The organism is Streptomyces lavendulae subsp. lavendulae (genome assembly GCF_002803845.1).
Taxonomy (GTDB): Bacteria; Actinomycetota; Actinomycetes; order Streptomycetales; family Streptomycetaceae; genus Streptomyces; species Streptomyces lavendulae.
This window is the reverse complement of sequence record NZ_CP024985.1, coordinates 3,795,446-3,820,241: the sequence shown is the minus strand read 5'-3', so window position 1 is coordinate 3,820,241 and position 24,796 is coordinate 3,795,446. Positions and strand designations below refer to the sequence as shown.

Here is a 24,796-nt window from a genome sequence, read left to right as displayed (position 1 = left end):
CCATGGGCAAGCTGGACGGGCGCGTAGTCCTGATCACCGGTGCGGCGCGCGGCCAGGGCGAGCAGGAGGCCCGCCTCTTCGCCGCCGAGGGCGCGCGGGTGGTGCTGGGCGACGTACTGGACGAGCAGGGCGCCGCCGTCGCCGAGGACATCGGCGGGGACCGCGCGCGGTACGTACGGCTGGACGTGAGCCGGGAGGAGGACTGGGCGGCCGCGGTGGCCGTCGCGAAGGAGGCCTTCGGCCCGGTCAGCGGCCTGGTGAACAACGCGGGGATCCTGCGCTTCAACGAGCTGACCGCGACCCCGCTGGAGGAGTTCCGCCAGGTGATCGAGGTCAACCAGGTCGGCGCCTTCCTCGGGATCAAGACGCTCGCCCCCGAGATCGGGGCGGCGGGCGGCGGGACCATCGTCAACACCTCCTCCTACACGGGGCTGACGGGCATGGCGTACGTGGGCGCGTACGCGGCGACCAAGGCGGCGATCCTGGGCCTGACCCGGGTCGCCGCGCTGGAGCTGGCCGCGAGGAACATCCGGGTCAACGCCATGTGCCCGGGGGCGGTGGACACCCCGATGGCCAACCCCGGGCTCCTGGACCCGGCGGGGATCACGGACGAGGCCCGGGACGCGATGGCGGAGCTGTACAAGCGGGTGGTCCCGCTGGGGCGGGTCGGGCGGCCGGAGGAGATCGCGCGCCTGGCCCTCTTCCTGACCGGCGACGACTCCTCGTACATCACCGGCCAGCCGTTCGTCGTCGACGGGGGCTGGATGGCCGGGGTGAGCATCCTCTGACAGTTTCTGATGGACCGTCAGGTACGGGTATTGACGGTCCCGGCCCGCGGTGGAACAGTCGGACCCATCAAATCTGACGACATGTCAGAAACCTAAGGACGGTGACCCCCTTGGAATTCGGGCTCTTCGTGCAGGGATACGTGCCCCAGGCGCGGTCCAAGGTCGATCCCGAGGCGGAGCACAAGGCGCTGCTGGAGGAGACCGAGTACGTCATCCAGGCCGACCAGTCCGGCTTCAAGTACGCCTGGGCCTCCGAGCACCACTTCCTGGAGGAGTACTCGCACCTCTCGGCGAACGAGGTCTTCCTCGGCTACCTCGCCGCCGCGACCGAGCGGATCCACCTCGGCTCGGGCATCTTCAACCCCCTCGCCCCGGTCAACCACCCGGTGAAGGTGGCCGAGAAGGTCACCATGCTCGACCACCTCTCCAAGGGCCGCTTCGAGTTCGGCACCGGACGCGGCGCCGGCAGCCACGAGATCCTCGGCTTCATGCCCGGCATCACGGACATGAACCACACCAAGGAGATCTGGGAGGAGACCATCGCGGAGTTCCCCAAGATGTTCCTCCAGGAGGAGTACGAGGGGTTCCAGGGCAAGCACTGGTCGCTGCCGCCGCGCAAGGTCTTCCCCAAGCCGTACGGCAAGGCCCACCCGGCCATGTGGTACGCGGCCGGCTCCCCCTCCTCGTACGCGATGGCGGCGAAGAAGGGCCTCGGCGTCCTCGGCTTCAGCGTCCAGAAGGTCTCGGACATGGAGTGGGTCCTCGACCAGTACAAGACGGCGATCCGGGAGGCGAAGGCCATCGGCGCCTTCGTCAACGACAACGTCATGGTCACCTCGACGGCGATCTGTGCCGAGACCCACGAGAAGGCCGTGGAGATCGCGGTCAACGCGAACATGAACCGCTTCCAGTCGCTGGTCTTCCGCTACCACGACACCTTCCCGCGCCCCGAGGCGATCCCGCAGTGGCCGGAGACCCTCCCCGAGTACAACGCGGAGATCATCGAGCTCCTCATCGCGGAGGAACTCCTCATCTGCGGCGACCCGTCGGAGGTGCGGGCCCAGTGCAAGCGCTGGGAGCAGGCGGGCGCGGACCAGCTGTCCTTCGGCCTGCCGACGGGGGTGTCGAAGGAGGACACGCTGACCACGATCAAGCTGATCGGCGAACACGTCATCCCCCACATCGACACGGACCCGGTCCACCGCACGACCCGCTTCCGCCAGTCGGCGTGACCCTCCGGGGCCCGGCCGCCCCCGGGCCCCGACAGACCCCCGCCGGGGCGGCGTCTTCCCGGACCGCCGTCCCGGCAGGGCATCGCCGAGGGCCGGAGCGGCCGGCGGCGGCCCGCCGCCCGCTCCGGCCCGACGCGGACCACCACCACCCAGGAGGGGAACCGTCATGCTCGACCACCTCATCCGCGGAGCGACCGTCGTCGACGGGACCGGCACGCCCCCGCGCCTCGCGGACGTCGGCCTCCGCGACGGCCGCATCGTCACCGTGGCCGCCCCCGGCACCGTCACCGAGGCGGCCCGTACGAGCGAGGACGCGACCGGGCTCGTCCTGACCCCCGGCTTCATCGACCCCCACACCCACTACGACGCCCAGCTGTTCTGGGACCCGTACGCCACCCCCTCCATGAACCACGGCGTCACCACCGTCGCGGGCGGCAACTGCGGCTTCACCCTGGCCCCCCTCAACCCCGCCCGCCCCGAGGACGCCGACTACACGCGGCGCATGATGAGCAAGGTCGAGGGGATGGCCCTCGCCGCCCTGGAGGAAGGCGTCGACTGGACCTGGTCCACCTTCGGCGAGTACCTCGACGCCCTCGAAGGCCGCATCGCCGTCAACGCCGGTTTCATGGTCGGCCACTGCGCCCTGCGCCGGCACGTCATGGGCGAGGCCGCGGTCGGCGGCCGGCCCACCCCCGAACAGCTCCGGCAGATGGTCGGCCTCCTCCACGAGGCCATGGACGCGGGTGCCTGGGGGCTGTCCACCACCCAGTCCTCCACGCACACCGACGGCTCCGGCGCCCCCGTCGCCTCCCGCCACGCGGAGCCCGCCGAGCTGCTCGCCCTCTGCGCGGCCGTCGCCGAGCACGAGGGCACCCAGCTGGAGGCCATCGTCGCGGGCTGCCTCGACCGGTTCTCCGACGCCGAGATCGACCTCTTCGTGCAGATGAGCGCCACCGCGGGCCGGCCCCTGAACTGGAACGTCCTCACCATCGACGCCGCCGTCCCCGAACGCGTCCCGCGCCAGCTGCTCGCCAGCGAGCGCGCCCGCGCGGCCGGGGGCCGGATCGTGGCGCTCACGATGCCGATCCTCACCCCGATGAACATGTCCCTCGGCACCTTCTGCGCCCTCAACCTCATCCCCGGCTGGGGCGAGGTCCTCGCCCTCCCCGTCCCCGAGCGGATCGACCGGCTCCGCGACCCGGACGTCCGCGCCGTGATGCTCCGCCGCGCCGACAGCAAGGAGGCCGGGGTCTTCCGCCGCCTGGCCGACTTCGGCCGCTACGTCATCGGGGACACCTACAGCAAGGAGAACGAGGGCCTCTCGGGCCGGGTCGTGCGCGACATCGCCGCCGAGCGCGGCCAGGACGCCTTCCAGTGCCTGGTGGAGATCTGCGCCAACGACGAGCTGCGCACCGTGCTGTGGCCGATGCCCACCGACAACGACCCGGCGAGCTGGGCGCTGCGCGCCGAGACCTGGCGGCACGAGGACGTCATGCTGGGCGGCTCCGACGCCGGCGCGCACCTGGACCGGATGTGCGGGGCCCCGTACACGACCCGGTTCCTCGGGGACTGTCTGCGCGGCCGCAGGCTGGTCCCCCTCGAACGGGCCGTGAAGATGCTGACGGACGACCCGGCGCAGCTGTTCGGGCTGCGCGGGCGCGGCCGGATCGCCGAGGGCTTCCACGCGGACCTGGTGCTCTTCGACCCGGAGCGGATCGAGGCCGGGCCGGCGACGCTCGTGCACGACCTGCCGGGGAACAGCCCGCGCCTGGACGCCCGTGCCATCGGGATCGTCTCGGTACGGGTCAACGGTGTGGAGACCATCCGCGACGACGAGGTGACGGGGGCGGTCCCGGGGACCGTGCTCCGTTCGGGCCGGGACACGAGGACGGTGAGCACCCGATGAGCGGTGGCGCGGCGCAGCGGCTCTACGTCGGCGGCGAGTGGGTGGAGCCGGACGGCGGCCACTACGAGGTGGTGAACCCGGCGGACGAGTCCGTGGTCGGGCTGGCCCCCGAGGCCTCCCGGGCGCAGGTGGAGGAGGCGGCCCGGGCGGCCGCCGAGGCCTTCGAGGGCTGGTCCCGTACGGCGCCGCAGGAGCGGGCGGCGATCCTGGACCGGGCCGCGGACGTCATGCAGCGGGAGTTCGAACCGTGGGCGGCGCTGGCGCGGGCCGAGACGGGCGCGCCGACGGGCATCGCGCGCGGGATGCAGGTGGGCGTCGGGGTGTCCCGCTTCCGGCGGTACGCGCGCGGCGCGCTGGAGCCGGTGGAGCGCGGGCTGCCGCCGCAGGTGACCGAGGCGGGCCCGATGGGGCGGGCGAGCGTGCTGGGCGCGCTGGAGGTGCGCCAGCCGGTCGGGGTGGTCACGTGCATCACCTCGTACAACAACCCGTGGGCGAACCCGGCGGGCAAGGTGGCCCCGGCCCTGGCGATGGGGAACACGGTGGTGGTCAAGCCGGCCCCGCAGGATCCGCTGTCGGTGTTCAAGATGGCCGAGGCGCTGCACGAGGCGGGGGTGCCGGCCGGGGTGGTGAACGTGGTCTCGGGCGCCTCGGTGGAGGTCGGCGAGGCGGCGGTGGACTCCCCGTACGTGGACATGGTGTCCTTCACCGGCTCCACGGGCGTCGGGCGGCGCATCGCCGAGGTGTGCGGGCGGAGCATGAAGCGGCAGTTGATGGAGCTGGGCGGGAAGGGTGCGGCGGTGGTCCTGGAGGACGCGGACCTCGACGCGGCGGTGCTGGGCATCGGGACGACGTTCTCCTTCTACTCCGGCCAGATCTGCACGGCGCCGACGCGGGTGATCGTCCACCGGTCGGTGTACGCGGAGCTGGTGGAGAAGCTGACGGGCTACCTGGCCTTCATGAAGGTGGGTGATCCGGGGGAGCGGGGCACGGTGGTCGGCCCGGTGATCTCGGGGGCGCACCGGGACCGGGTGGAGTCGTACGTGGAGCTGGGCCGGAAGGAGGGGGCGCGGATCGCGTACGGCGGGGAGCGTCCCGTGGTCGGGGACGGCCGCGGCTTCTACGTGGCGCCGACCCTCCTGGTCGACTGCACCAACGACATGCGGGTGGTCCGGGAGGAGATCTTCGGCCCGGTGGTGGTGGTCGTTCCGTTCGACGGGGACGAGGAGGAGGCGGTCCGGCTGGCCAACGACAGCGACTTCGGGCTGCTGAGCTACGTCTGGTCGGGGGACGCGGCCCGCGCGTTCCGCGTGGCGCGGCGGCTGCGGGCGGGCGGGGTCGGGGTGAACACGATCGGCCGGAACATGGAGGCGCCGTTCGGCGGGTTCAAGCAGAGCGGCGTGGGGCGGGACGTGGGCTCGTACGCGCTGCACGCATACAGCGAGATCCAGTCGATCGTATGGGCTTGACCAAAAATTGATCTGGAAAGTTTGAAAAGCCTCAAAACGGACACAGCTGCGGTTTCCGCATGGTGAAAGGGGGGCTCCGGGTCCGCCGAAACGATGTCCGGCGGACCCGTGAACCTTTCATTGCGTGATCGTTAACTCTCTCGACCTCAAGATTCAAGGCATTTTGGGGTCTCCGGATCCGGACTTAAGTCTTCCGAATGTGGAAACCGCACCGTCTAACGTCCTGACCCATGACACAGCTGGACGTTCGGCCACAGGTCGGAGACACGGGAAGCGGCGTCGCACAGGGCGAGGGCGGAGCCGACGGCGAGGTCCGCGGCAAGGGCCTCGGCAAGGGGTCGGTCGGCCTGGTGGGCAGCGCCGTCCTCGGAATCTCCACCGTCGCCCCCGTCTACTGCCTGACGTCCACCCTCGGCTCCACCGCCGGCGAGGTCGGCGTCCAGATGCCGGCCGTCTTCCTGGCCGGGTTCCTCCCGATGCTGCTGGTGGCCTTCGCCTACCGCGAGCTCAACAAGGCCATGCCGGACTGCGGCACCTCCTTCACCTGGACCGTCAAGGCCTTCGGCCCGCGGATCGGCTGGATGTGCGGCTGGGGCCTGGTGATCGCCACGATCATCGTGCTCTCCAACCTGGCGGGCGTCGCCACGTCCTACTTCTGGCTGCTGGCCGGCGAGATCACGAACAATCCGTCGATCGCGGCCCTGGACGACAGCAAACTCGTCCACATCACCACCTGTCTGACGCTGATCGCCGTCGCCACCGCCATCAGCTACCGCGGCATGACCGCCACCAAGGGCATCCAGTACACCCTGGTCGGCCTCCAGCTCCTCGTTCTCGCGGTCTTCGTCGCGATGGCCTTCCAGAAGGCCTCCGCGGGCACCTTCGACACGGGACTGAGCTTCTCGTGGGAGTGGATGAACCCCTTCGCGGTCGGCTCCATGGCCGCCTTCACCGCCGGGCTCTCGCTCTCGATCTTCATGTACTGGGGCTGGGACACCTGCCTCACCGCGAACGAGGAGACCATCGGGTCCTCCAAGACCCCCGGCCGCGCCTCGCTCATCGCGATGGTCGTCCTCGTCGGCTCCTACCTGGCCACCGGCGTCGCCGCGCAGATGGCCGTCGGCTCCGGCACCTCCGGCCTCGGCCTCGGCAACCCGGAGACCTCCGCCAACGTCTTCGCCGCCCTCGCCGGCCCCGTCATGGGCCCCGTGCTCGGCATCCTGCTCTTCGTCGCCGTCCTCGCCTCGGCCGCCGCCTCCCTGCAGACCACCTTCATCCCGGTGGCCCGCACGGTCCTGGCCATGTCCACGTACGAGGCCCTGCCCGCCTCCTACGCCAAGGTCCACCCCAAGTTCAAGACCCCGGGCCGCGCCACCGTCACGGCGGGTGTCGCGACCGGCGCCTTCTACACGGTCATGACCCTGGTCAGCGAGAACGTCCTCACCGACACGATCTTCGCGCTCGGCCTGATGATCTGCTTCTACTACTCGCTGACGGCCTTCGCCTGCGCCTGGTACTTCCGCGGCGAGCTGCGCCGCTCCGTGCGCGACCTGCTCTTCAAGGGGATCCTCCCGGTGACCGGCGGCCTCCTCCTCGCCGCGGTCTTCTTCAAGACCCTCACCGACGCCTGGAACCCCTCCTACGGATCCGGCTCGACCATCCCCGGCCTCGGCGTCGGCAGCGTCTTCGTCATCGGCGTCGGCCTGCTCGCCCTCGGCCTGGTCATCATGGTCGTCACCGAACGCCGCAGCCCCGCCTTCTTCCGTGGCGAGGTCCTCACCAAGTCCACCCCGTCCCTGGTCGTCGAGGACTGACCCCGCCGCCCGGCGGGCGTGCGCCGGGGCGCGGGCCCCGGGGTGCGGGCCGGCCGGGCGCGCCGGGGCGCCGGTGCCGGAATAACCCGATGCGCGGAACGCCCGCGGCGAGCGGTGACCCGGGGCGCGGTGAGGTCGTTGGGCCGTGCATGAAGGCCATGAAGCGCACCCTCACCGCCCTGCTCCTGTCCGGCGGCGCCGCGATCGCACTCACCCCCGCCGCCGCCCACGCCGCGGACGGCAACGCCACCGCCGTGAAGCCCCTCGCCAAGCGGGTCGGTCAGATCGTCGACCACCCCGGGCAGGCCGTGCAGGACACCAAGACCGCCGTCGGCGTGACCGCCCAGGCGGCCGGAACCGCCTCCAAGGCCACCGACGCCTCCCTCACGGGCGCAGGCACCGCGCTCTCCGCCGGACTGCCCAAGGCCCCCGAGGTAGGCGGCTGACGGCGGGCCTCCAGCTCCCCGCATCCGCCCGCCGGGCTCAGCCCCAGGTGCGGGAGCAGAGCACGAGCCGGTAGCCGTCCGGGTCGGCGACCGTGACCCCGTACCGGTCCCAGTACGGGTTGTGCGAGGGGACGCGGGTCCCGCCGTGGTCGGTCAGCCGGTTCACGAGGTCCTCGTCGGGGGCCTCGCCGAGGTAGACGACGAACAGGTCGTCCACGGTGGGGCAGGGGGCGATCGGGTTCCCGGGGTCCCGGGTCAGCTCGAAGTGCCAGCCGCCGCCGGCGGGCCCGACCATGAGGAGGTCGTGCTCGCCCGGGACGTGACCGGCCGTCCGCCACAGGACGTCCAGGCCGAGCCCCTGGACGTAGAACCGCTCGGCGGCCTCCAGGTCGAAGGAGGGCCGGGCGACGCGGACGTGGGTGAGTGAATCGATCATGCGCGGAGGGTACGGCACCACCCCGGGCGGCCGGATCCGTCCGCCCGGCGGTCTGTCAGGTGCGGGGCTCCCCGGGGCCCGTACGGTCGTGTGGTCCGGATCCTCGTCGCGACGGCCACCAGCCCGGGGGGCGTGAACGTGTGCACCCACCGGCCGCCCCGCGGGGCTAAAAGCAGGTGCGGGGCTTCGGGAGGGGCGCCTAGCTTGAGGCCGTGAGCAGCGACTATCCATTCGCCGACGGGTACAACCTCGCCTGGGATCTGACCGGCTTCGGTGGCGCGGACGAGGAGATAGTCGAGTCCGTCTCCCTCTCGCGGGACCAGTTCCTGGCGATCAGACACCTCTTCGCGCTGGGTGACGACCCCTGGATGGTGGCGGGCGAGTACCGCGTGGCGCCCGGCATCTGGGGGCACGTGCGCGACGCCGTCCCGGGTCTGCGGTTCCAGCGCGACGCGGACTACTTCCTCGGCGCCCGTCAGGCCCTGCCTGACGGGCGCTTCTGGCGTCCGGCCCCGGGCACGGCGACGCCGGGGCCCGTACCGCCCCCGTGAAGGGCACGTTCGGGTCGGGGAAGAACACGCGGCGCTTCCGCCGCACGGACGGCCTGCTGCACCTCGGCTCCCGCTACACGGAGGCGAAGCGAGCGGCCGGCACTGATCGATCCGCACGGAAACCCCGTGCCCGGCCCCACGGCGTACCTGCGCACCTATCCCGGCCGCGAAGACGCCGATGCCGGAGGGGGTGTTCGCGGGGGGAGGTGTCCGATGCCCGGAGGAACCGGCGCCCGGTGGTGCGTCCGGTGCGGCCACTCCTCGCGCAGGACTCCGAACAGCACGGTGTCGTAGCGCTCGCCCGCCACCAGTACGGTGGACCGGCGGCGGCCCTCCTCGCGGAAGCCCGCCCGGGTGAAGGCGCGGACGGCCCGTTCGTTGCCGCTCCAGGTGTCGAGCTCGATCCGGTGCAGCCCGAAGGCCCCGAACAGGTGGCCCACCAGCAGGCACAGTGCCTCGGAGCCGTGGCCGAGGCCCCATCGGTCACGCTCGCCGATGGTGACACCCACCGTGGCCAGCCCGGCGAACGGGTCCAGGTCGCGGTAGTCCACCATGCCGATCACCGTGCCGTCGGCCAGGTCCTCGACCGTGAAGACGGCCGATTCCCTCGGGTTCAGCCGCAGCATCGTCTCGAAGCCGAGCCCGATGGCCTCCGCCGTGACCGGGCCGAAGCGCGGATCGCCACCGGCGGCCCAGTGGACCACCTCCGGATCGTTGCGCCATCGCAGATGGTGCGACGCATCCTGGGCACGCAGCGCGCGCAACCTCACCAACGTGCCTTCGATCATGCGCAGATCATAGATCTCACAGGTGTTCGAAGAACCGGGTCCGCCGGGCAGGGGCGAATGACGCCCGCTTCCTGTCATTTCGGCGGGGCGTCACTCACCCACACGCTCACCACGTGGGTCGTCGGGTGGGTCAGGCGGCCGCACAGCATGTCCAGGCGGACGTCCTCCGGGCGCAGGTCGCCGCCGCGCAGCAGCTCGTGGACGTACGCCCTGAACTCCGCCTGGTCCTGGGTGGCGAAACGGCGTTCCCAGCGGCCGTCCTGCCGGGCCTTCCGCCACGCCTCGGACTCCCTGCGCCGCTGCGCCTTCCGCTTGCGCTGGCCCGGCACCGCGGACGCCTTCCGGTTACTTCTTGGTCGGCAGGGCCGGGAGCGAGGGGAGCTTGCCCGGTTCGCTGCGCTGGAAGGTGTCCGTGCCGGCCGGGCCCTCCCAGGTGACCTTCAGGGTGGTGGCGTCGACCGAGTCGACCTTGCCCTTCGAACGGGTGGCGCCCGTCGGGCACTTCAGGTCCAGGGCGGCGCCCGTGCTGGTGCCCTCGCAGGTCAGGCCCGTGGCGGCCTCGACGACGAACGCCGTCTGGCCCTTGACCGTGAGGACCACGCCCTTGCCCGGGTTCTGCATGGAGATCCAGCCACCCTCCAGGGTGCCGGCCTTCGCCGCGCCGCCCGCGCCGCCCGTCCCGCCCGCCGAGGGGGTGGTGGCGGCGGCCGGGGCGGAGGCGGCGGCGGAGGGCTTCTTGTCCGCGGCGGGGGAGGAGTCGCTGCCGCAGCCGGTCAGGGTCAGCAGGGCCGCGGCCCCGGTGGCGGCGGCGATGGTCAGGCGCAGGTGGTTGTGCACGGGAAAGTCCCCCAGGGAAAGCGAGTTGATCGAGTGGAACGCGCCAAATTACCAGCCGTACGGGCAGGCGGAGGCACCCGAAGACACGCGCGGGGACGGTCCGGCGGTTCCCGCCGGCCGGGGATCAGAGGTACTGGGCGAAGCCGTCCAGGACCCGCAGCACCTCCTCCTCGGGCGCCGAGGGGAGCTGCAGGACGACCTCTTCCAGGCCGAGTTCGGCGTAGTGGCCCATCTTCCCCGGAGTGGGCTGGACGGCGTACGGGACCACCTGGAGGGTCTTCGGATCACGTCCGGCGGCCTCCCAGGACCGCCGCAGGACCGGCACCGATTCGGTGAGGCCGCGGCCGCCGATGGGGAGCCAGCCGTCGGCGTGGTCGGCGATGGCGGCGAAGAGCTTCGGGCCGGCCGAGCCGCCGATCAGGGTCCGGGGTCCGTACAGGGGCCGCCCGGGGGCGAGTTCGCGCGGGGCCTGGACCGGCTTGGGGTGGGCGGAGCTCGGCCGGACGGACGCGTACGGGCCCTCGTGACCGGTCGCCTGCGGGGCCCACAGGGCGCGCATGAGGGCCATGTGGTCGCGGACGCGTTCGCGCCGGGTGCGCCACTCGACGCCGTGGTCGGCGGCCTCCTCGACGTTCCAGCCGTAGCCGATGCCGAGGGTGACGCGGCCGCCGCTGAGGTGGTCGAGGGTCGCGGCCTGCTTCGCGAGGCCGATCGGGTCGTGCTGGGCGACCAGGGTGATGCCCGTGCCGAGGTGCAGGCGTTCGGTGACGGCGGCGGCCTGCCCGAGGGCGACGAAGGGGTCGAGGGTGCGGCCGTACTCCTCGGGGAGCTCGCCGCCCATGGGGGCGGCGGTGGCGCGGCTGACGGGGATGTGGGTGTGCTCGGGGAGGTAGAGGCCGCTGAAGCCGCGCTCCTCCAGGGCGCGGGCGAGGCGGACGGGGGTGACGGTGCGGTCGGTGAGGAAGACGGTCGTGGCGATCCGCATGGGCGAGGGCACCTCCGAGTCGTGGGGAGGGCCAAGGTACGGCGTTCCGCGTGAAGAGGGCAGGGTGCGCCGCGCCGCGGCGGGGCACCGGGGATCAGGGGTTCAGGACGCCGGGACCGGGTAGCGGGCCGACCAGCCGGGGGCGGCGGCCGCGGGGCCGTGGAGGGCGGGGCCCTGGGTCATCTCCAGTGCGAAGTCGTCGGCGAGTTCCAGGAGCGTGCCGCGGCCCTCCAGCCCGGCCAGCCAGGCCGCGGGCAGGGCCGTCTCCCCGTGCAGGGCGCCGAGCAGGGATCCGCACAGGGCGCCGGCGGCGGCGGAGTCCCCGCCGTGGTTGACGGCGAGGCGCAGCCCGTGCGGGACGTCCTGCGCGACGAGGGCGCAGTAGACGGCGATGGCGAGGGTGTCCGCGGCGTCGGGGTCCTCGGAGACGGCGAGGGCCTCGACGGCCCCGGTGCCGGGCGCGCCCCGGGTGACGGCGGCGAGGGCGCGCAGGAGGGCGTCCGTCACCGGCTGGTGGCCGGGCCTGCCGTCGAGCAGGGCCAGGGTGCGCCGGACCGCGGCGTCGAGGGACTCGCCCCGGGTCAGGCCGTGGACGGTCACGGCGAGTGCGCCGGCGGACAGCCGGGCGGTGGGGTGGCCGTGGCTCTGGGCGGCGCATTCGACGGCCAGTTGCAGCACCAGGGCGGGGTCCCAGCCGACCAGCAGCCCGAAGGGGGCCGAGCGGGTGGCGGCGGCGGCGTTCCGGGCGGTGGGGTTCTTCGGCTGTTCGGGGGTGCCGAGGGTGGTGTCGGCGAAGCCGGTCAGGCAGGCGCGGTCGGGGTCGCGGCGGACGTAGAGCCACTCCTCCTGCGCGAGCCAGCCGTTGTCCTCGCGGCGCTCGTCGGGGCCCCAGTCGTGCTGGGTCGCGGCCCAGCGGAGGTGAGCGCGGTGGACGTCGGTCGGCGGGTGCCAGGCGCCGGTGTCCCGGCGGACGTGCGCCCGTATCAGGCCGTCCACGGTGAACAGGGTCAGCTGGGTGGCGGCGGTGACGGCGCCCCGCCGGCCGGGGGCCGGGGCGGTGAGGCCCGCCGGGCCGTGGGCCGCGCGGACGGCGTCGAGGGAGAGTCCGGCGAGCGGTGCGCCGAGGGCGTCGCCGAGGGCGGCGCCGAGGAGCGTGCCGCGCACGCGGCTGCGGAAGTCCTGCTGCTCGGCCCGGCCCCAGAGCGCGGTACCGAGACCGCCGAGGGTGGCGCCGCCCGGTCCGCCGGCGACGGGGGCCGGGGGCGCCGGCGGGGTCGGTGGGGCGGTGGGCGCGGGTTCGGGCGTGGTCGGCGTGCCCGCTGTGATCGTCGTGTCCATGTCGTTTCCCCCCAGGCTCTCGCGCACTGTAATGGACAGGTTCGGTCACATCCGGAAGGCCTTCGACAGATCGCCCCCCAACTGACCGGTTCCGGCCGCCACCCCGGCGCATGGCACGTTTTGCCACCTGCCTTCCAGTCGGCTGGTTTCGGCCATGCCTCGTTCACACGGCGTTCTCCGGCCGCCCAGAGCCTCGTAGCCATGAAGAAGGCACTCCTCGCCGCGACCGTCGTCGCCTCCGCACTCGCCGCCTCCCTGGTCGCGGCTCCCGCCGCCACCGCCGCCGGATGGGAGCTCCCCTGGAGCAACGGCCACCAGGGCCACTCCGCCATCCCCTTCACCGAGGCCACGGTCACCGCCGGAGCCGACGGCTCGTACACCCTCAAGTGGAGCGCCAAGGGCACCAAGCGCGTCGAGATCAAGGCCAACGGCAAGGTCGTCGCCAAGGGCGGCGCCCAGGGCCGGGCCGTGGTCAAGGGCCTGCCCGCCGCCGACCGCCAGTGGTTCGAGTTCCGGCCGGAGCGCGGCGAGGGCCTGCGCCTGGCCGACCGCCTGATCAAGCTGGAGGGCACGGTCAACTTCCGCGACGCGGGCGGCTACCGCACCGCGAGCGGCCAGTGGGTCAAGATGGGCGAGATCTACCGCTCCGACGCCCTCGACAAGCTCACCGCCGACGACCTCGCCAAGCTCCAGCGGCTGCGCGTCAGGACGGTCTTCGACCTGCGCATGCAGGACGAGCGCACCAAGGACGCCGACAAGGTCCCGGCGGGCGCCTCCTACGTCGTCGCCGACGTCTTCGCCGGCTCCGGTTCCTTCCAGACCCTGCCCAAGAGCCCCGACGAGGCCGTCAAGGCCATGGTCGACGCCGAGAAGGCCATGGTCGGCGGCGAAGGCGGCAAGAAGGCCTACGCGCAGGTCTTCGAAGGGATCGAGAAGGACCGCAGCCGCTCCGTCCTCTTCCACTGCACCGCCGGCAAGGACCGCACGGGCTGGGCGAACGCCACCCTGCTGACCGCCCTCGGCGTCCCGCAGGAGACGGTCATGGCCGACTACCTGGCCAGCAACGACTACCGCAAGGCCGCCAACGACGCCGTCCTCGCGCACCTGCCCGCCCCGCAGGCCGCCGTCTACAAGCCGATGCTCGACGTGCGCCCCGAGTACCTCAACTCCGGCTACGACGAGGTCAAGGCGGAGTACGGCTCCTTCGACCGCTACCTCAAGGACGGCCTCGGCATCGACGCCCGCGAGCTGAAGCAGCTCAAGAAGGACCTCCTCGTCGGCTGATCCCCGCCACGACGCACCACGGGCCCGGCCGGGCGCCACACCGGCCGGGCTCCCGCGTTCCCGCTCAGTCCAGCACCGGCAGCAGCTGCGGCAGGTGGCCGTCCGAGGCGCGCGCCGCCTCCTGCCGCTCCCGCGGCACCTCCCCGTACAGCGTCGTACGGGCCTTCGCGGGCCGGCCGGCCGCCTCCGCGACCGCGACCAGGTCCCGGACGGACTTGTACGAGCCCCAGCCCGACCCCGCCATCCGGGAGATCGTCTCCTCCATCAGCGTCCCGCCCAGGTCGTTCGCCCCGGAGCGGAGCATCTCGGCCGCGCCCTCCGCGCCCAGCTTCACCCAGCTGGTCTGGATGTTGGTGATGTGCGGGTGCAGCAGCAGCCGGGCCATCGCCGTGACCGCCCGGTTGTCCCGGACCGTCGGGCCGGGCCGGGCGATGCCCGCCAGGTACACCGGGGCGTTGGTGTGGATGAAGGGGAGCGTCACGAACTCCGTGAAACCGCCGGTCCGCTCCTGGATCCGGGCCAGCGTGCGCAGGTGCCCCAGCCAGTGCCGGGGCTGGTCCACGTGCCCGTACATCATGGTGGACGAGGAGCGGATGCCGAGCTCGTGCGCGGTGGTGATCACATCGATCCAGTCCGCCGTCGGCAGCTTCCCCTTGGTCAGGACCCAGCGCACCTCGTCGTCCAGGATCTCGGCCGCCGTGCCCGGGATCGAGTCCAGCCCGGCCTCCTTCGCGGCCGTGAGCCAGTCCCGCACCGACATCCCCGTCCGGGTGGCGCCGTTGACGACCTCCATCGGGGAGAAGGCGTGCACGTGCATGCCGGGGACCCGTTCCTTCACCGCGCGCGCGATGTCGAAGTAGGCGGTCCCGGGCAGGTCGGGGTGGATGCCGCCCTGCATGCACACCTCGACGGCGCCCACGTCCCAGGCCTGCGCGGCCCGGTCGGCGACCTGCTCCAGGGAGAGGGTGTAGGCGTCGGCGTCCGTACGGCGCTGTGCGAAGGCGCAGAACCGGCAGCCGGTGTAGCAGACGTTGGTGAAGTTGATGTTCCGCGTGACGACGTACGTGACCTCGTCGCCCACCACCGACTTGCGCAGCTCGTCCGCGATCCGGCACAGCGCGTCCAGCGCCGGCCCGTCCGCGTGCAGCAGGGCGAGGGCCTGCGCGTCCGTGAGCCGCGTCGGATCGTCGGCGGCCTGCGCCAGGGCCGCCCGTACGTCGGTGTCGATGCGCTCGGGGACCATCCCGGGGGCCGCGGCCTCGCGCAGGGCCTCCCAGTCGCCGTAGACGTGGTCGAAGTCCTCGCGCCGGTCACCGGTGCGGCCCTCGGTGTCGATGGCGGTGTGCAGGTCGGTGCGCCCGTACGCGGCGAACCCCTCGTCGGGCTCCTGCCACGGGCGGCCCTCCACCGTCGCCGCCTCGTCGGCCAGACCCGTCTGCGGGTCGGCCAGCGCCCGCACGTGCGGCAGCAGCCGCGGGTCCAGCCACGGCTCGCCGCGCCGGAGGAACTCCGGGTAGATCGTGAGCCGTTCGCGCAGCTCGAAGCCGGCGGCGGCGGTGCGCTCCGCGAGCTCCTCGATGTGCGGCCAGGGCCGCTCCGGGTTCACGTGGTCCGGGGTCAGCGGGGAGACCCCGCCCCAGTCGTCGATCCCGGCGCCGATCAGCAGGGCGTACTCGGCGTCCACCAGGTTCGGCGGCGCCTGGATGCGGGCGCTCGGGCCCAGGATGTGCCGGGCCACGGCGATGGCGGCGGCCAGCTCCTCCAGCTCCGCGTCCGGCATCCCGCGCATGGCCGTGTCCGGCTTGGCGCGGAAGTTCTGGACGATGACCTCCTGGATGCCCTGGTAGCTGCGCTGGATCCGGCGCAGCTCGAAGAAGGCCTCGGCGCGCTCCTCGTAGGACTCGCCGATCCCGATGAGCACCCCGGTGGTGAAGGGGACGTTGGAGCGGCCCGCGTCCTCCAGGACCCGCAGCCGGACGGCGGGCTCCTTGTCGGGGGAGCCGTGGTGCGGGCCGCCGGGCTCGGACCACAGGCGGGTCGCGGTGGTCTCCAGCATCATGCCCATGGACGGGGCGACGGGCTTGAGGCGCTGGAGGTCCGCCCACGACAGCACGCCCGGGTTGAGGTGGGGCAGGAGGCCCGTCTCCTCCAGCACCCGGATCGCCATGGCCCGTACGTAGGCGAGGGTGTCGTCGTAGCCGTGCGCGTCCAGCCACTCGCGGGCCTCGGGCCAGCGCTCCTCCGGGCGGTCGCCGAGGGTGAACAGGGCCTCCTTGCAGCCCGTCTCCGCGCCCCGGCGGGCGATGTCGAGGACCTCGTCGGGGGAGAGGTACATGCCGTGCCCGGCCTTGCGGAGCTTGCCGGGCACCGTCACGAAGGTGCAGTAGTGGCACTTGTCGCGGCACAGGCGGGTGAGGGGGATGAAGACCTTGCGCGAGTACGTGATCACGCCGGGCCGCCCGGCGGCGGCGAGCCCGGAGTCCCGGACCCGGGCGGCGGAGGCGGAGAGGTCCTTGAGGGCCTCGCCGCGGGCCCGCAGGAGCACGGCGGCCTCGGTCGCGTCCAGCGCGACGCCGTCGCGGGCCCGCCGGAGCGCGCGGCGCATGGCGTTGTCGGTGGGAGCGTCGCTCGGAGTGGTCATGTGGCGAGCATACGAGTCGGCCGGTGTCCCGCGGAGCGCGTCATCGCATCAGCTCACCGGCGTTGACCAGCAGGGACTGGCCGGTTATCGCCCGCGCCCGGTCGCTGGCGAGGAAGACGGCGGCGTCGGCGACGTCCCCGTCGGTGGCGAGGTCGGGCAGCGCCATCCGCTCGGTGAGGCGGGCGTGGACCTCGGCCTCCGGGACGTTCTCGGTGTGGGCGGTGAAGGTGACGAAGGCCTGGACGGGCGGTCCCCACATCCAGCCCGGCAGCACGGTGTTGACGCGGATCCGGTCCGGTCCGAGCTCGCGGGCCAGGGAGTACATGGCGGAGGTCAGCGCCCCCTTGGAGGCGGCGTAGGCGGCCTGGCGCACCTCGTTGGGGGCGGCCACCGCGGACTGGGTGCCGATGATGACGACGGAGCCGCCGCCCGCGGCCTTGAGGGCGGGCAGGCAGGCGCGGGTCATGCGCAGGGTGCCGAGCAGGTTGACGTCGAGGATCTGCTGCCAGGTCCCGAAGTCGGCGTCCTGGAGCCCGCCGAAGTACGAGTCCCAGGCGGCGACGTGCACGACGGCGTCGACCCCGCCGAACCGCTCGACGGCCAGCTCGGCCAGGGCCCGGCACTGGGACTCGTCGGTGATGTCGGTCGGCCGGTGGGCGGTGTGGGTGCCGTCGGGGTCGATCTCGGCGGCGGTCTTGGCCAGATTGGCCTCGGTCCGGGCCCCGAGCACGGCGTTGCCGCCGTCGCGGACCACGGCCGAGGCCACCTGGTGCCCGAGCCCGGCCCCGACCCCGGAGACGATGACGGTCTTCCCTCGCAGCAGCATGACGCGCCCCCTGGCGGCTGGATCCGGCGATGGATCTGACGGGGCGTCAGGGTAGGTGCGCGGGGCGGGGTTGTGAAGGGGTGGCGGGCCCGGGGCGGTGGATCCGGGGCGGTCGGCCCGCGGCGTGTCCGGGCGGTGGATCCGCCCGGGGTCAGCCGCTGACGTCCGCGATGATGTTCGTGATCACCCAGACCGCCCAGAGCAGCGGCACGATCGCCACGTACGCCAGCGGGCGCGCGTGCACCGGCTGCCCCTCGTCGAGCTGCTGACGGCCGGGGGCCGGGTCCGACGGTTCGAGCTTGGCGAACCTGGCCGCGGCGATCAGGTTCCAGAACAGGGTGAAGGGTGTGAAGAGCACCAGGGACAGCGGGCTCCACCAGCCCTGGCACAGCGTCTTGGTGGTCATGATCCGCACCAGGGCCCGCCCGCACCGGCGGCAGAAGGGCCCGTCGAGGCGGTGGAAGCGCATCACGACGAGCACGCCGACGTGCGCCCGGACGGCGAAGTTCACGGCCTCGGGCGCCCCGCAGTTGCGGCAGCCGGTGGGGCCGGGCACCAGGTACGGGGGGTGCTGGGGGTGGGCGTACTGGGGGTGCGGCTGCTGCTGCGGGTACGGCTGCTGCTGCGGGTACGGCTGGGCGTACGGGGACTGCTGCGCCGGGACCGGTCCGCCGGGCTGGGGCTGGGGCTGGGGCTGGACGTACGGGTTGGGCGCGCCGGGGCCCTGGGCGTACGGGTTGGGCGGGACGGGTGCGCCCGAGTGCGGGTTGGGCGGGGGAGTGCTCATGGGAGGGCCTTCGGGTTCTGCGGGTGGCGGGGAGCGGCGAACAGCCGGGATGACGGCCCGCGTCCCCCGCCGGAGGGTGCCTTCACGGCGGGGAGCGGAACCGAACGCCAGTGCTCTCGTGCGGCCCGAACGTACCAGCCGGGGCGGACAGTCCCGGTTCCTCGCGCCCCGGGGGGCCGTGGACACCCGGGACATGGAGGTCAGTTCTGTGCCAGAGTGGGCTAATGGGGCGTATCGGTCCGGGTCTTGGGCGGTTCCACCGCCCCACCGGAGGCGCGGACGAGGCAGGCTGGACGCACTGGGCCACAGACGGGTGAAGCCGAGACGAATGGTGCGTCATATGTACGGGGGTGACGGCGAGTCGTATCCGAATACCTGATAGACAGAAGAATCACGGCTCGACCAGCCGACGCCTTCGCCGGCCGCCTTGGGGGGATCGCCGCACTGTGAAGCCGCTTCACCGTCATGTAGTCAACACCTCGCGCAAGGTCCTGTGCACGGCCGCACTCGCGGCCAGCCTGACCACCGCCGCCGTCGTGACCAATACGCCGGTCGCCGGTGCCGGAGAGGCCGAACCGACCCCGGACAGTCCGCAGGCCGCCGACCGCGGTGACGCCCGCCTCGACCTGCCGGCCCCGCTCGCCGACCCCGTGGTGCCGCCCGCCGGCGGTGCCGGCGGCGCCGCGACCGAAGGGGCCTCCGGCATCCCCGCCACCGCCCTCGACGCCTACAAGCGCGCCGAGGTGGCGGTGAAGGCGGCCCTGCCCAAGTGCAACCTGCCCTGGGCGCTGGTCGCCGGCATAGGCCGGGTCGAGTCCGTCCACGCCTCCGGCTACGGGCTCAAGGCCGACGGCACCACCGAGCGGCCGATCCGCGGCCCCCGCCTCGACGGCAACGGCTTCGCGAAGATCACCGACACCGACAAGGGCGAGTGGGACGGCGACACCGAGTACGACCGCGCCTTCGGCCCGCTCCAGTTCATCCCCTCCACGTGGAAGGACTGGAAGGCCGACGGCAACGGCGACGGCCAGCGCGACGCGAACAACATCTACGACGCCGCCCTCGGCGCCGGCCTGTACCTCTGCTCCGGCGGCAAGGACCTGTCGGTCCCGGCCGACCTGGACCGCGCGATCCTCAGCTACAACAGCTCGCGCGAGTACGTGAACAGCGTCCTCGGCTACATGCGCCAGTACCAGGAAGGCACCACCGGCGTCCCGAACCCGCCGGTCGGCACCTACCCGACGCCGCCCGCGCCGACCCTGCCCACCGCGCCGCACGTACCGACGCCGAACCCGCCGGCCTCGAAGCCGAACCCCGCTCCGAAGCCGACCCCGACGCCCACCCCGACTCCGAAGCCCACGCCCACGCCGACGCCCACGCCGAGCGAGCCGACCAAGCCGACCCCGGCGCCCGCGACCCTCGCCAAGCTGGAGCGGGTGGGCGACGCCAAGCTGGAGGCCGAGACCGGGAGCCTGTTCGCCGAGGGCGTCCGCTTCAAGGCGCTGCTCAGCGACGGCAAGCCGGCCGTGGACCAGCCCGTCGTCATCGCCGTCGAGCGGGACGGCACCGACCGCACGGGCTTCGTCTTCGGTGACGAGTCGAGCGTGGTCGTCCGTACGGACTCCGAGGGCATCGCCACCGCGCCCCGGCTGAAGGCGGGCACCAAGGCGGGCACGTTCACCCTGCGGGCCACGGCCTATGACCAGAAGAACCAGTTCACGCTGACGCTGGACGGCAAGGTCACCGAGAAGGCCAAGCCGCTCGTCCTCACCCGCACCGACGGCGCCGCCCCGGTCGAGGCGGCGGCCGGCACCGCGGTGAAGGGTCTGGAGTTCCTGGCTGCCGCGGGCGGGAAGCCGGTGGCGGGTACGCAGGTCACCGCCGCGCTGGTGGAGGGCAAGCCGGGCGCCTGGACCCCGGTGGACGCCAAGAAGGCCAAGGGGCCGTACTTCGCGGGCAAGGACGGCGCGAAGCTGTTCTCCCTGGAGCTGCCCAAGACCGGCGCCGACGGCACGTTCAAGCTGCCGGAGCTGCTCACGACGGACGTGCCCGCGGGCACCTACCACCTCCGCCTGAGCACCGCGGACGGCACGGAGCTGATCCTGGACCTCAAGATCACCGCCCCCGCGCCCGCCCCCGCCACCCCGCCGGCCGCCAAGCAGTAGCCGCCGGGAGGGTCCGTACGCGTACGAACGGCCGTGGCCCGGTCACCGTCCAGGGGACGGTGACCGGGCCACGGCCGTTCCCCCCGGCGGGCCGGCCGGGGGAAACAAAGGCAGGAGCCCTGTCTCCCCCGCCTGGGCGGGGGAGACAGGGCTCCTTGGGTACTGCTTAATCCAGCCGCGATCCGGCCGGCCAGGCGACTAGGCCGGGGTGACGTTCTCCGCCTGCGGGCCCTTCGGACCCTGCGTGACGTCGAAGTTCACCTGCTGGTTCTCCTCCAGGGAGCGGAAGCCAGAGGCGTTGATCGCGGAGTAGTGGACGAAGACATCCGGGCCGCCGCCGTCCTGGGCGATGAAGCCGAAGCCCTTTTCAGCGTTGAACCACTTCACGGTTCCGGTAGCCATGAGCCCTCCTATGGGCCAAAGGGTCGCCCTGCTCCAGAACCTGCTAAGAAGTCTGAAAACTACAAAAGCCTGCGGGTTACATGCTCCGCAGGCCTCGTACTGCAAGGGAAACCAAACTGCAACTTGCGTCGAGCCTAGCACGCACCCTCGGGGCGAGACCAGAGGGAAAGATCACGTCACCCGGACGTTTGAGACCCGCCTGATCGCTGACGGAGAGCCGGGGGCTAGTCTCGCGATGTGGACGTCTATCGCAGCCGGCCCCGTGTCGGCCACATCCAGTTCCTGAACTGCCTGCCCCTCTACTGGGGGCTGGCCAGAACCGGCACGCTGCTGGACATGGACCTGACCAAGGACACCCCCGAGAAGCTCAGTGAGCGCCTCGTGCGGGGTGAGCTGGACATCGCCCCGATCACCCTCGTGGAGTTCCTCCGCAACGCCGACCAGCTCGTCGCCTTCCCCGACCTCGCGGTCGGCTGCGACGGTCCCGTCATGTCCTGCGTGATCGTCTCGCAGGTCCCGCTGGACCAGCTCGACGGCGCCCGGGTGGCCCTCGGATCGACCTCGCGCACCTCCGTACGGCTGGCCCAGCTGCTGCTCGCCGAGCAGTACGGCGTCCGCCCCGACTACTACTCCTGCCCCCCTGACCTGGGGCTGATGATGCAGGAGGCCGAGGCGGCGGTGCTGATCGGCGACACCGCGCTGCGCGCCTCGCTGCACGACGCCCCCCGGCTCGGCCTGGCCGTGCACGACCTCGGACAGATGTGGAAGGACTGGACGGGACTGCCGTTCGTCTTCGCCGTCTGGGCGGCCCGCAAGGACTACCTCGCCCGTGAGCCGCAGGTGGTCCGTGAGGTCCACGAGGCCTTCCTCGCCTCCCGTGACCTCTCCCTCGAAGAGGTGACGAAGGTGGCCGACCAGGCGGCCCGCTGGGAGGCCTTCGACGCCGAGCTGCTGGAGCGTTACTTCACCACCCTCGACTTCCGCTTCGGCCCCGAGCAGCTGGCCGGCGTACGGGAATTCGCACACCGGACGGGAGCCGACACCGGGTACCCGACGGATGTCACCGTAGAGCTGCTGAAGGCGGCCGTCGCGGACCGGTGACGGTCTTATCCGCATGATCTCCGGCGCTGCGAAACCGGCGATTGTTCCGTTTGCCGGGAATTCGTTCCCCTTTCGTATTCTCGTCCGTCGAAGGTGAATACGAACGAGGGACGGGGGATCCCATGGCATTCGGCAGGAACCGGCCGGCCGGACCGATAGAACAGGTGCCCTGGGAAGAGATCACCCGGTTCACCGTCGGCCGGACGCTGCGCGACGCCGTGCGCGCCTCCCGGCGCGGCGCGGGACCGTACGCGATACGTGTTCCACGGGCACTCGGCGGGGACATGGTCCCGGCCGTGTTCATCACACCGGCCGTGCCCGGCGCCCCGCCGCGCCGGGGATTCCGGTTGTCCGCGGACGAAGGCGGTCCGCGCCCGCTGTGCTCGGTGGCCCCGACCGGTCCCGAGCCGGGGGAGGGCCCCTACCGGGTCACCGCCCCCGACGGGCGGGAGCTGGGCGCCGTGCACCGGACCCCGGCCGCGCAGCGGCTGCTCCGCCACGGCTGGTGGCTGGAGCGCCCCGGGCAGCCGGAGGCGGTGGCCGTGCGCGGCTGGGCCCGCGGCGGCCCCCGGCGGACGCTGGAGCGGGGCGCCGGCAAGCTGCTGGGCGGCGTCGTCGACAACCTGCTGAGCCTGGGCGCCGAGGACGAGGCGGCCGGCGGCCTGGCGCCGGTGGTCTGGCGGGCCGGTGACCGGCCCGTGCTCACCTTCCAGCCCTCCCAGGGCCCGCGTTGGTACACGGTGGACCGGGACGGCCCGCTCGACCTGCGGCTGGCCTTCGCCCTGGCGGTGCTGCGCGAGAGCGAGGTGTGGGGCGGGGACCGGCGCTGACTGCCGCTGACGGCTGCCGACCGCCGCCGACCGCGGACCGGCGCCGTCCGCCGCCCCGACCGTCCCACGAACACCCGTCGGCACGGCGAAGACGCGCAGCACCCGGGCGCGCCGGTCACCGTGATGCCCGCGGCCACCGGCGGGCGGTCGTGCGGGCCCGGTGAAGACGCAGGTGGGCGGATCGAGTTGGGGAGTAGCCTGCTCGGGTGCGGCAGGCGCCGCCGGAGGCCGGATCGGACGCGACCCCGGCCGCGGCCTGTACCCGATGCGGTTCCCCGGGGGATACAGGGACACCACACACCGGGGGACGGGGGACGGGGACGTCATGCAGCCGCTCGAAGCCGGGGAGCCCCGGACCATCGGCGCGTACCGGCTGCTGGGCCGGCTCGGCGCCGGCGGGATGGGCCGGGTCTACCTGGGGCGCAGCGCGGGCGGCCGGACCGTCGCCGTCAAGATCGTGCACCCGCACTTCGCCGCCGACGAGGAGTTCCGCGCCCGCTTCCGCCGCGAGGTGGAGGCCGCGCGGCGGGTGGGCGGCGAGTGGACGGCGCCCGTGCTGGACGCCGATCCGGAGGCGGCCGTGCCGTGGGTGGCGACGGGGTACGTGGCGGGGCCGTCGCTGGACCGGGCGGTGGCCGGGCACGGTCCGCTGCCGGAGGCGTCGGTACGGGCGGCGGGCGCGGGACTGGCCCGGGCGCTGGTGGCGGTGCACGCGCTGGGACTCGTCCACCGGGACGTGAAGCCGTCCAACGTGATGCTGACCCTCGACGGGCCGCGGCTGATCGACTTCGGGATCGCGCGGGCGACGGACGGCACGGCCTCGCTGACCTCCACCGGGGTGTCCATCGGTTCGCCCGGGTACATGTCGCCGGAGCAGATCCTGGGCAAGGGCGTCACCGGCGCCTCGGACGTGTTCTCGCTGGGCGCGGTGCTGGCCTTCGCGGCGACCGGGCGGCCGCCGTTCACCGGGGACAACTCCGCGACCCTCCTCTACAAGGTGGTCCACGAGCCGCCGGAGCTGGACGGGGTCCCCGCCGGGGAACTGCGCGAACTCATCGGGTCCTGCCTGGAGAAGGCGGCGGAGCGGCGGCCGGCGCCCGAGGCGCTCGTGGCGGCCCTGGGCTGGGCCCCGGGCGGTGGCCGGGGGTGGCTGCCGGGACCGCTGGTGGAGGAGGCCAGCCGTGCGGCGGTGGCCCTGCTGGACCTGGACGCCGATACCTCCGGGGGCGGTGGCGGGGGAGCGGCGTTCGCGGGCTCCGGGGCCGGCTTCGGGGCCGGTCCGGGCTCCGGCTCCGGGCCGGTGCCGTTCACGGAAGGGTCCTTCGGGGGGCCCGTGGGCGTCGGCTTCGGCACCCCCGATCCCTCCTACGGGGGACGGGTCCCGGGCGGCTCGCCCTACTCCGCCCCGGCGGGTCCGTACGGCTCCTTCGGCGCGCCGGGCGGCATGTACGGGGTCCCCACCGAGACGGCGGGCGGCGCGGCCCCGCACCCCGGCGCGGCGGTGCCGGGCCAGCGGACGGCCGGTCCCGAAGGCCGCCGGGCCAGCCTCAGCGTGGCGGGCCGCCGCTTCAGCTGCACCCTGGTGCTCGGCGCGGCGGCCGTGGCGGTGGCGCTCTCCGGCGGGCTGTACGCGGGGGTGCTGCCGTGGCAGGACGGCACCCGGGAGGCGGCGGCGGGCAAGCCCCCGGCCTCCTCGGCACCGGACGCCGCGGCCTCCGCCCCGTCCCCGTCGTCCTCCCCGTCGGCCTCCCCCTCGGTCCCGCCCAAGGGGAGCCGCAACGACGTCCCCAGGGAACTCACCGGCACGTGGAAGGGCACCGTCACCACCAACCTCGGGGCCACCACCGAGTTCGAGATCACCATCCGGGGCGGCAGGGTCGGCGAGGTCGTCGCCCGGGACAAGTCCGTCATGCCGATCCTCGGCACCGACTGCAGCGGCGACTGGAAGCTCTCCTCCGCCACCGACCGCTCCCTGGTCCTGGACACCGCGGGCGGCCCCAACCCGGCCCCGGGCATCTGCGCCGGGGGCTCCGCCGACGAGCGGTTCACCCTCAACCCCGGTGGCACGCTGCACTACAAGTCGGGCGACAAGGCGGCCGGAAACCCCGAGGGGGACCTCACCCGCAGCACCTGACGCGGGTCCGCGCCCCCTGGAGGAGCCCGGCACGGTCCC

At 73.1% G+C, this 24,796-nt stretch carries 22 protein-coding genes; 12 read left to right on the top strand and 10 right to left on the bottom strand.

Features of this window, described 5'->3' with window-relative positions:
• Nucleotides 1-2: 2 nt before the first annotated feature.
• The 6 genes from SLAV_RS16420 to SLAV_RS16395 all read left to right on the top strand — a co-directional run bounded on the left by SLAV_RS16420 (nucleotide 3) and on the right by SLAV_RS16395 (nucleotide 7,652).
• Entirely contained in the window at nucleotides 3-788 is a 786-nt protein-coding gene (locus tag SLAV_RS16420) for an SDR family NAD(P)-dependent oxidoreductase (protein WP_030236429.1), read from the top strand.
• A 110-nt stretch (nucleotides 789-898) separates the two neighbouring features.
• Nucleotides 899-2,020 carry an LLM class flavin-dependent oxidoreductase gene (locus SLAV_RS16415; RefSeq protein WP_030236428.1) on the top strand — a complete coding sequence of 374 codons (1,122 nt, stop codon included), beginning with the start codon at nucleotides 899-901 and terminating at the stop codon, nucleotides 2,018-2,020.
• A 166-nt stretch (nucleotides 2,021-2,186) separates the two neighbouring features.
• Nucleotides 2,187-3,926, top strand: a complete 1,740-nt coding sequence (locus SLAV_RS16410; RefSeq protein ID WP_030236427.1) for an N-acyl-D-amino-acid deacylase family protein — start codon at nucleotides 2,187-2,189, stop codon at nucleotides 3,924-3,926.
• Nucleotides 3,923-5,392, top strand: coding sequence for an aldehyde dehydrogenase family protein (locus SLAV_RS16405; protein WP_030236425.1), 1,470 nt, complete (start codon nucleotides 3,923-3,925; stop codon nucleotides 5,390-5,392). The genes SLAV_RS16410 and SLAV_RS16405 overlap by 4 nt, the downstream gene beginning before the upstream one ends.
• Before the next feature lie 230 nt (nucleotides 5,393-5,622).
• A complete protein-coding gene (locus SLAV_RS16400; protein ID WP_030236423.1) occupies nucleotides 5,623-7,206 on the top strand; it encodes an APC family permease in 1,584 nt (527 codons plus the stop codon).
• Nucleotides 7,207-7,355: 149 nt separating this feature from the next.
• Entirely contained in the window at nucleotides 7,356-7,652 is a 297-nt protein-coding gene (locus SLAV_RS16395) for a hypothetical protein (protein WP_030236421.1), read from the top strand.
• 37 nt (nucleotides 7,653-7,689) lie between these two features.
• Here SLAV_RS16395 and SLAV_RS16390 read toward each other — a convergent pair whose 3' ends face one another.
• On the bottom strand, nucleotides 7,690-8,088 hold the full coding sequence (locus SLAV_RS16390) for a VOC family protein (RefSeq protein ID WP_030236420.1): 399 nt from the start codon (nucleotides 8,086-8,088) through the stop codon (nucleotides 7,690-7,692).
• A 212-nt stretch (nucleotides 8,089-8,300) separates the two neighbouring features.
• Here SLAV_RS16390 and SLAV_RS16385 point away from each other — a divergent pair, with 212 nt between their 5' ends.
• Nucleotides 8,301-8,639, top strand: coding sequence for a hypothetical protein (locus SLAV_RS16385; RefSeq protein WP_030236416.1), 339 nt, complete (start codon nucleotides 8,301-8,303; stop codon nucleotides 8,637-8,639).
• Nucleotides 8,640-8,794: 155 nt separating this feature from the next.
• Here SLAV_RS16385 and SLAV_RS16380 read toward each other — a convergent pair whose 3' ends face one another.
• The 5 genes from SLAV_RS16380 to SLAV_RS16360 all read right to left on the bottom strand — a co-directional run bounded on the left by SLAV_RS16380 (nucleotide 8,795) and on the right by SLAV_RS16360 (nucleotide 12,587).
• On the bottom strand, nucleotides 8,795-9,427 hold the full coding sequence (locus tag SLAV_RS16380; RefSeq protein ID WP_078950531.1) for a GNAT family N-acetyltransferase: 633 nt from the start codon (nucleotides 9,425-9,427) through the stop codon (nucleotides 8,795-8,797).
• A gap of 74 nt (nucleotides 9,428-9,501) precedes the next feature.
• Nucleotides 9,502-9,756 carry a hypothetical protein gene (locus tag SLAV_RS16375; protein ID WP_030236411.1) on the bottom strand — a complete coding sequence of 85 codons (255 nt, stop codon included), beginning with the start codon at nucleotides 9,754-9,756 and terminating at the stop codon, nucleotides 9,502-9,504.
• A 16-nt stretch (nucleotides 9,757-9,772) separates the two neighbouring features.
• The gene (locus tag SLAV_RS16370) at nucleotides 9,773-10,264 is read right to left on the bottom strand and encodes a hypothetical protein (RefSeq protein ID WP_234333791.1); all 492 of its coding nucleotides are present in this window, start codon (nucleotides 10,262-10,264) and stop codon (nucleotides 9,773-9,775) included.
• Nucleotides 10,265-10,388: 124 nt separating this feature from the next.
• Complete coding sequence (locus SLAV_RS16365; RefSeq protein ID WP_030236405.1) at nucleotides 10,389-11,249, bottom strand: TIGR03619 family F420-dependent LLM class oxidoreductase; 861 nt, start codon at nucleotides 11,247-11,249, stop codon at nucleotides 10,389-10,391.
• A gap of 102 nt (nucleotides 11,250-11,351) precedes the next feature.
• Nucleotides 11,352-12,587 (bottom strand): ADP-ribosylglycohydrolase family protein, encoded by a 1,236-nt coding sequence (locus SLAV_RS16360; protein ID WP_078950530.1) that lies wholly within the window; start codon nucleotides 12,585-12,587, stop codon nucleotides 11,352-11,354.
• Between the two features lie 201 nt (nucleotides 12,588-12,788).
• Between SLAV_RS16360 and SLAV_RS16355 the strand changes: the two genes are divergently transcribed.
• Nucleotides 12,789-13,871 carry a tyrosine-protein phosphatase gene (locus SLAV_RS16355; RefSeq protein WP_030236400.1) on the top strand — a complete coding sequence of 361 codons (1,083 nt, stop codon included), beginning with the start codon at nucleotides 12,789-12,791 and terminating at the stop codon, nucleotides 13,869-13,871.
• Nucleotides 13,872-13,935: 64 nt separating this feature from the next.
• Here the strand turns inward: SLAV_RS16355 and SLAV_RS16350 are convergent, their stop codons facing one another.
• The 3 genes from SLAV_RS16350 to SLAV_RS16340 form a co-directional block, all read right to left on the bottom strand.
• Nucleotides 13,936-16,512, bottom strand: a complete 2,577-nt coding sequence (locus tag SLAV_RS16350; protein WP_030236397.1) for a bifunctional FO biosynthesis protein CofGH — start codon at nucleotides 16,510-16,512, stop codon at nucleotides 13,936-13,938.
• Nucleotides 16,513-16,552: 40 nt separating this feature from the next.
• Entirely contained in the window at nucleotides 16,553-17,338 is a 786-nt protein-coding gene (locus SLAV_RS16345) for an SDR family oxidoreductase (protein ID WP_030236390.1), read from the bottom strand.
• 151 nt (nucleotides 17,339-17,489) lie between these two features.
• The gene (locus tag SLAV_RS16340) at nucleotides 17,490-18,125 is read right to left on the bottom strand and encodes a hypothetical protein (RefSeq protein WP_100660893.1); all 636 of its coding nucleotides are present in this window, start codon (nucleotides 18,123-18,125) and stop codon (nucleotides 17,490-17,492) included.
• Nucleotides 18,126-18,571: 446 nt separating this feature from the next.
• Here SLAV_RS16340 and SLAV_RS16335 point away from each other — a divergent pair, with 446 nt between their 5' ends.
• On the top strand, nucleotides 18,572-20,290 hold the full coding sequence (locus SLAV_RS16335) for a lytic transglycosylase domain-containing protein (RefSeq protein ID WP_100660892.1): 1,719 nt from the start codon (nucleotides 18,572-18,574) through the stop codon (nucleotides 20,288-20,290).
• A 198-nt stretch (nucleotides 20,291-20,488) separates the two neighbouring features.
• On the opposite strand, the gene SLAV_RS16330 is transcribed toward SLAV_RS16335, so the two are convergent.
• Nucleotides 20,489-20,692 carry a cold-shock protein gene (locus SLAV_RS16330; RefSeq protein ID WP_007265804.1) on the bottom strand — a complete coding sequence of 68 codons (204 nt, stop codon included), beginning with the start codon at nucleotides 20,690-20,692 and terminating at the stop codon, nucleotides 20,489-20,491.
• A 237-nt stretch (nucleotides 20,693-20,929) separates the two neighbouring features.
• Here SLAV_RS16330 and SLAV_RS16325 point away from each other — a divergent pair, with 237 nt between their 5' ends.
• The 3 genes from SLAV_RS16325 (at nucleotide 20,930) to SLAV_RS16315 (ending at nucleotide 24,757) form a co-directional block, all read left to right on the top strand.
• On the top strand, nucleotides 20,930-21,793 hold the full coding sequence (locus SLAV_RS16325) for a menaquinone biosynthetic enzyme MqnA/MqnD family protein (RefSeq protein WP_030236383.1): 864 nt from the start codon (nucleotides 20,930-20,932) through the stop codon (nucleotides 21,791-21,793).
• Nucleotides 21,794-21,915: 122 nt separating this feature from the next.
• Nucleotides 21,916-22,623 (top strand): hypothetical protein, encoded by a 708-nt coding sequence (locus SLAV_RS16320; protein WP_158740797.1) that lies wholly within the window; start codon nucleotides 21,916-21,918, stop codon nucleotides 22,621-22,623.
• Between the two features lie 325 nt (nucleotides 22,624-22,948).
• Nucleotides 22,949-24,757: a serine/threonine-protein kinase gene (locus tag SLAV_RS16315; RefSeq protein ID WP_030236377.1), complete on the top strand. Its 1,809-nt coding sequence runs from the start codon at nucleotides 22,949-22,951 to the stop codon at nucleotides 24,755-24,757.
• Nucleotides 24,758-24,796 lie beyond the last annotated feature (39 nt).

Excerpts from the sequence above, each read along its gene's own strand:
- SLAV_RS16355 (WP_030236400.1), top strand. The coding sequence starts at position 12,789 with ATGAAGAAGGCACTCCTCGCCGCGACCGTCGTCGCCTCCGCACTCGCC.
- SLAV_RS16320 (WP_158740797.1), top strand. The coding sequence starts at position 21,916 with ATGGCATTCGGCAGGAACCGGCCGGCCGGACCGATAGAACAGGTGCCC.
- SLAV_RS16365 (WP_030236405.1), bottom strand. The coding sequence starts at position 11,249 with ATGCGGATCGCCACGACCGTCTTCCTCACCGACCGCACCGTCACCCCC.
- SLAV_RS16405 (WP_030236425.1), top strand. The coding sequence starts at position 3,923 with ATGAGCGGTGGCGCGGCGCAGCGGCTCTACGTCGGCGGCGAGTGGGTG.
- SLAV_RS16315 (WP_030236377.1), top strand. The coding sequence starts at position 22,949 with ATGCAGCCGCTCGAAGCCGGGGAGCCCCGGACCATCGGCGCGTACCGG.
- SLAV_RS16330 (WP_007265804.1), bottom strand. The coding sequence starts at position 20,692 with ATGGCTACCGGAACCGTGAAGTGGTTCAACGCTGAAAAGGGCTTCGGC.
- SLAV_RS16340 (WP_100660893.1), bottom strand. The coding sequence starts at position 18,125 with ATGAGCACTCCCCCGCCCAACCCGCACTCGGGCGCACCCGTCCCGCCC.
- SLAV_RS16390 (WP_030236420.1), bottom strand. The coding sequence starts at position 8,088 with ATGATCGATTCACTCACCCACGTCCGCGTCGCCCGGCCCTCCTTCGAC.
- SLAV_RS16380 (WP_078950531.1), bottom strand. The coding sequence starts at position 9,427 with ATGATCGAAGGCACGTTGGTGAGGTTGCGCGCGCTGCGTGCCCAGGAT.
- SLAV_RS16420 (WP_030236429.1), top strand. The coding sequence starts at position 3 with ATGGGCAAGCTGGACGGGCGCGTAGTCCTGATCACCGGTGCGGCGCGC.
- SLAV_RS16350 (WP_030236397.1), bottom strand. The coding sequence starts at position 16,512 with ATGACCACTCCGAGCGACGCTCCCACCGACAACGCCATGCGCCGCGCG.
- SLAV_RS16400 (WP_030236423.1), top strand. The coding sequence starts at position 5,623 with ATGACACAGCTGGACGTTCGGCCACAGGTCGGAGACACGGGAAGCGGC.
- SLAV_RS16360 (WP_078950530.1), bottom strand. The coding sequence starts at position 12,587 with ATGGACACGACGATCACAGCGGGCACGCCGACCACGCCCGAACCCGCG.
- SLAV_RS16345 (WP_030236390.1), bottom strand. The coding sequence starts at position 17,338 with ATGCTGCTGCGAGGGAAGACCGTCATCGTCTCCGGGGTCGGGGCCGGG.
- SLAV_RS16395 (WP_030236421.1), top strand. The coding sequence starts at position 7,356 with ATGAAGGCCATGAAGCGCACCCTCACCGCCCTGCTCCTGTCCGGCGGC.
- SLAV_RS16410 (WP_030236427.1), top strand. The coding sequence starts at position 2,187 with ATGCTCGACCACCTCATCCGCGGAGCGACCGTCGTCGACGGGACCGGC.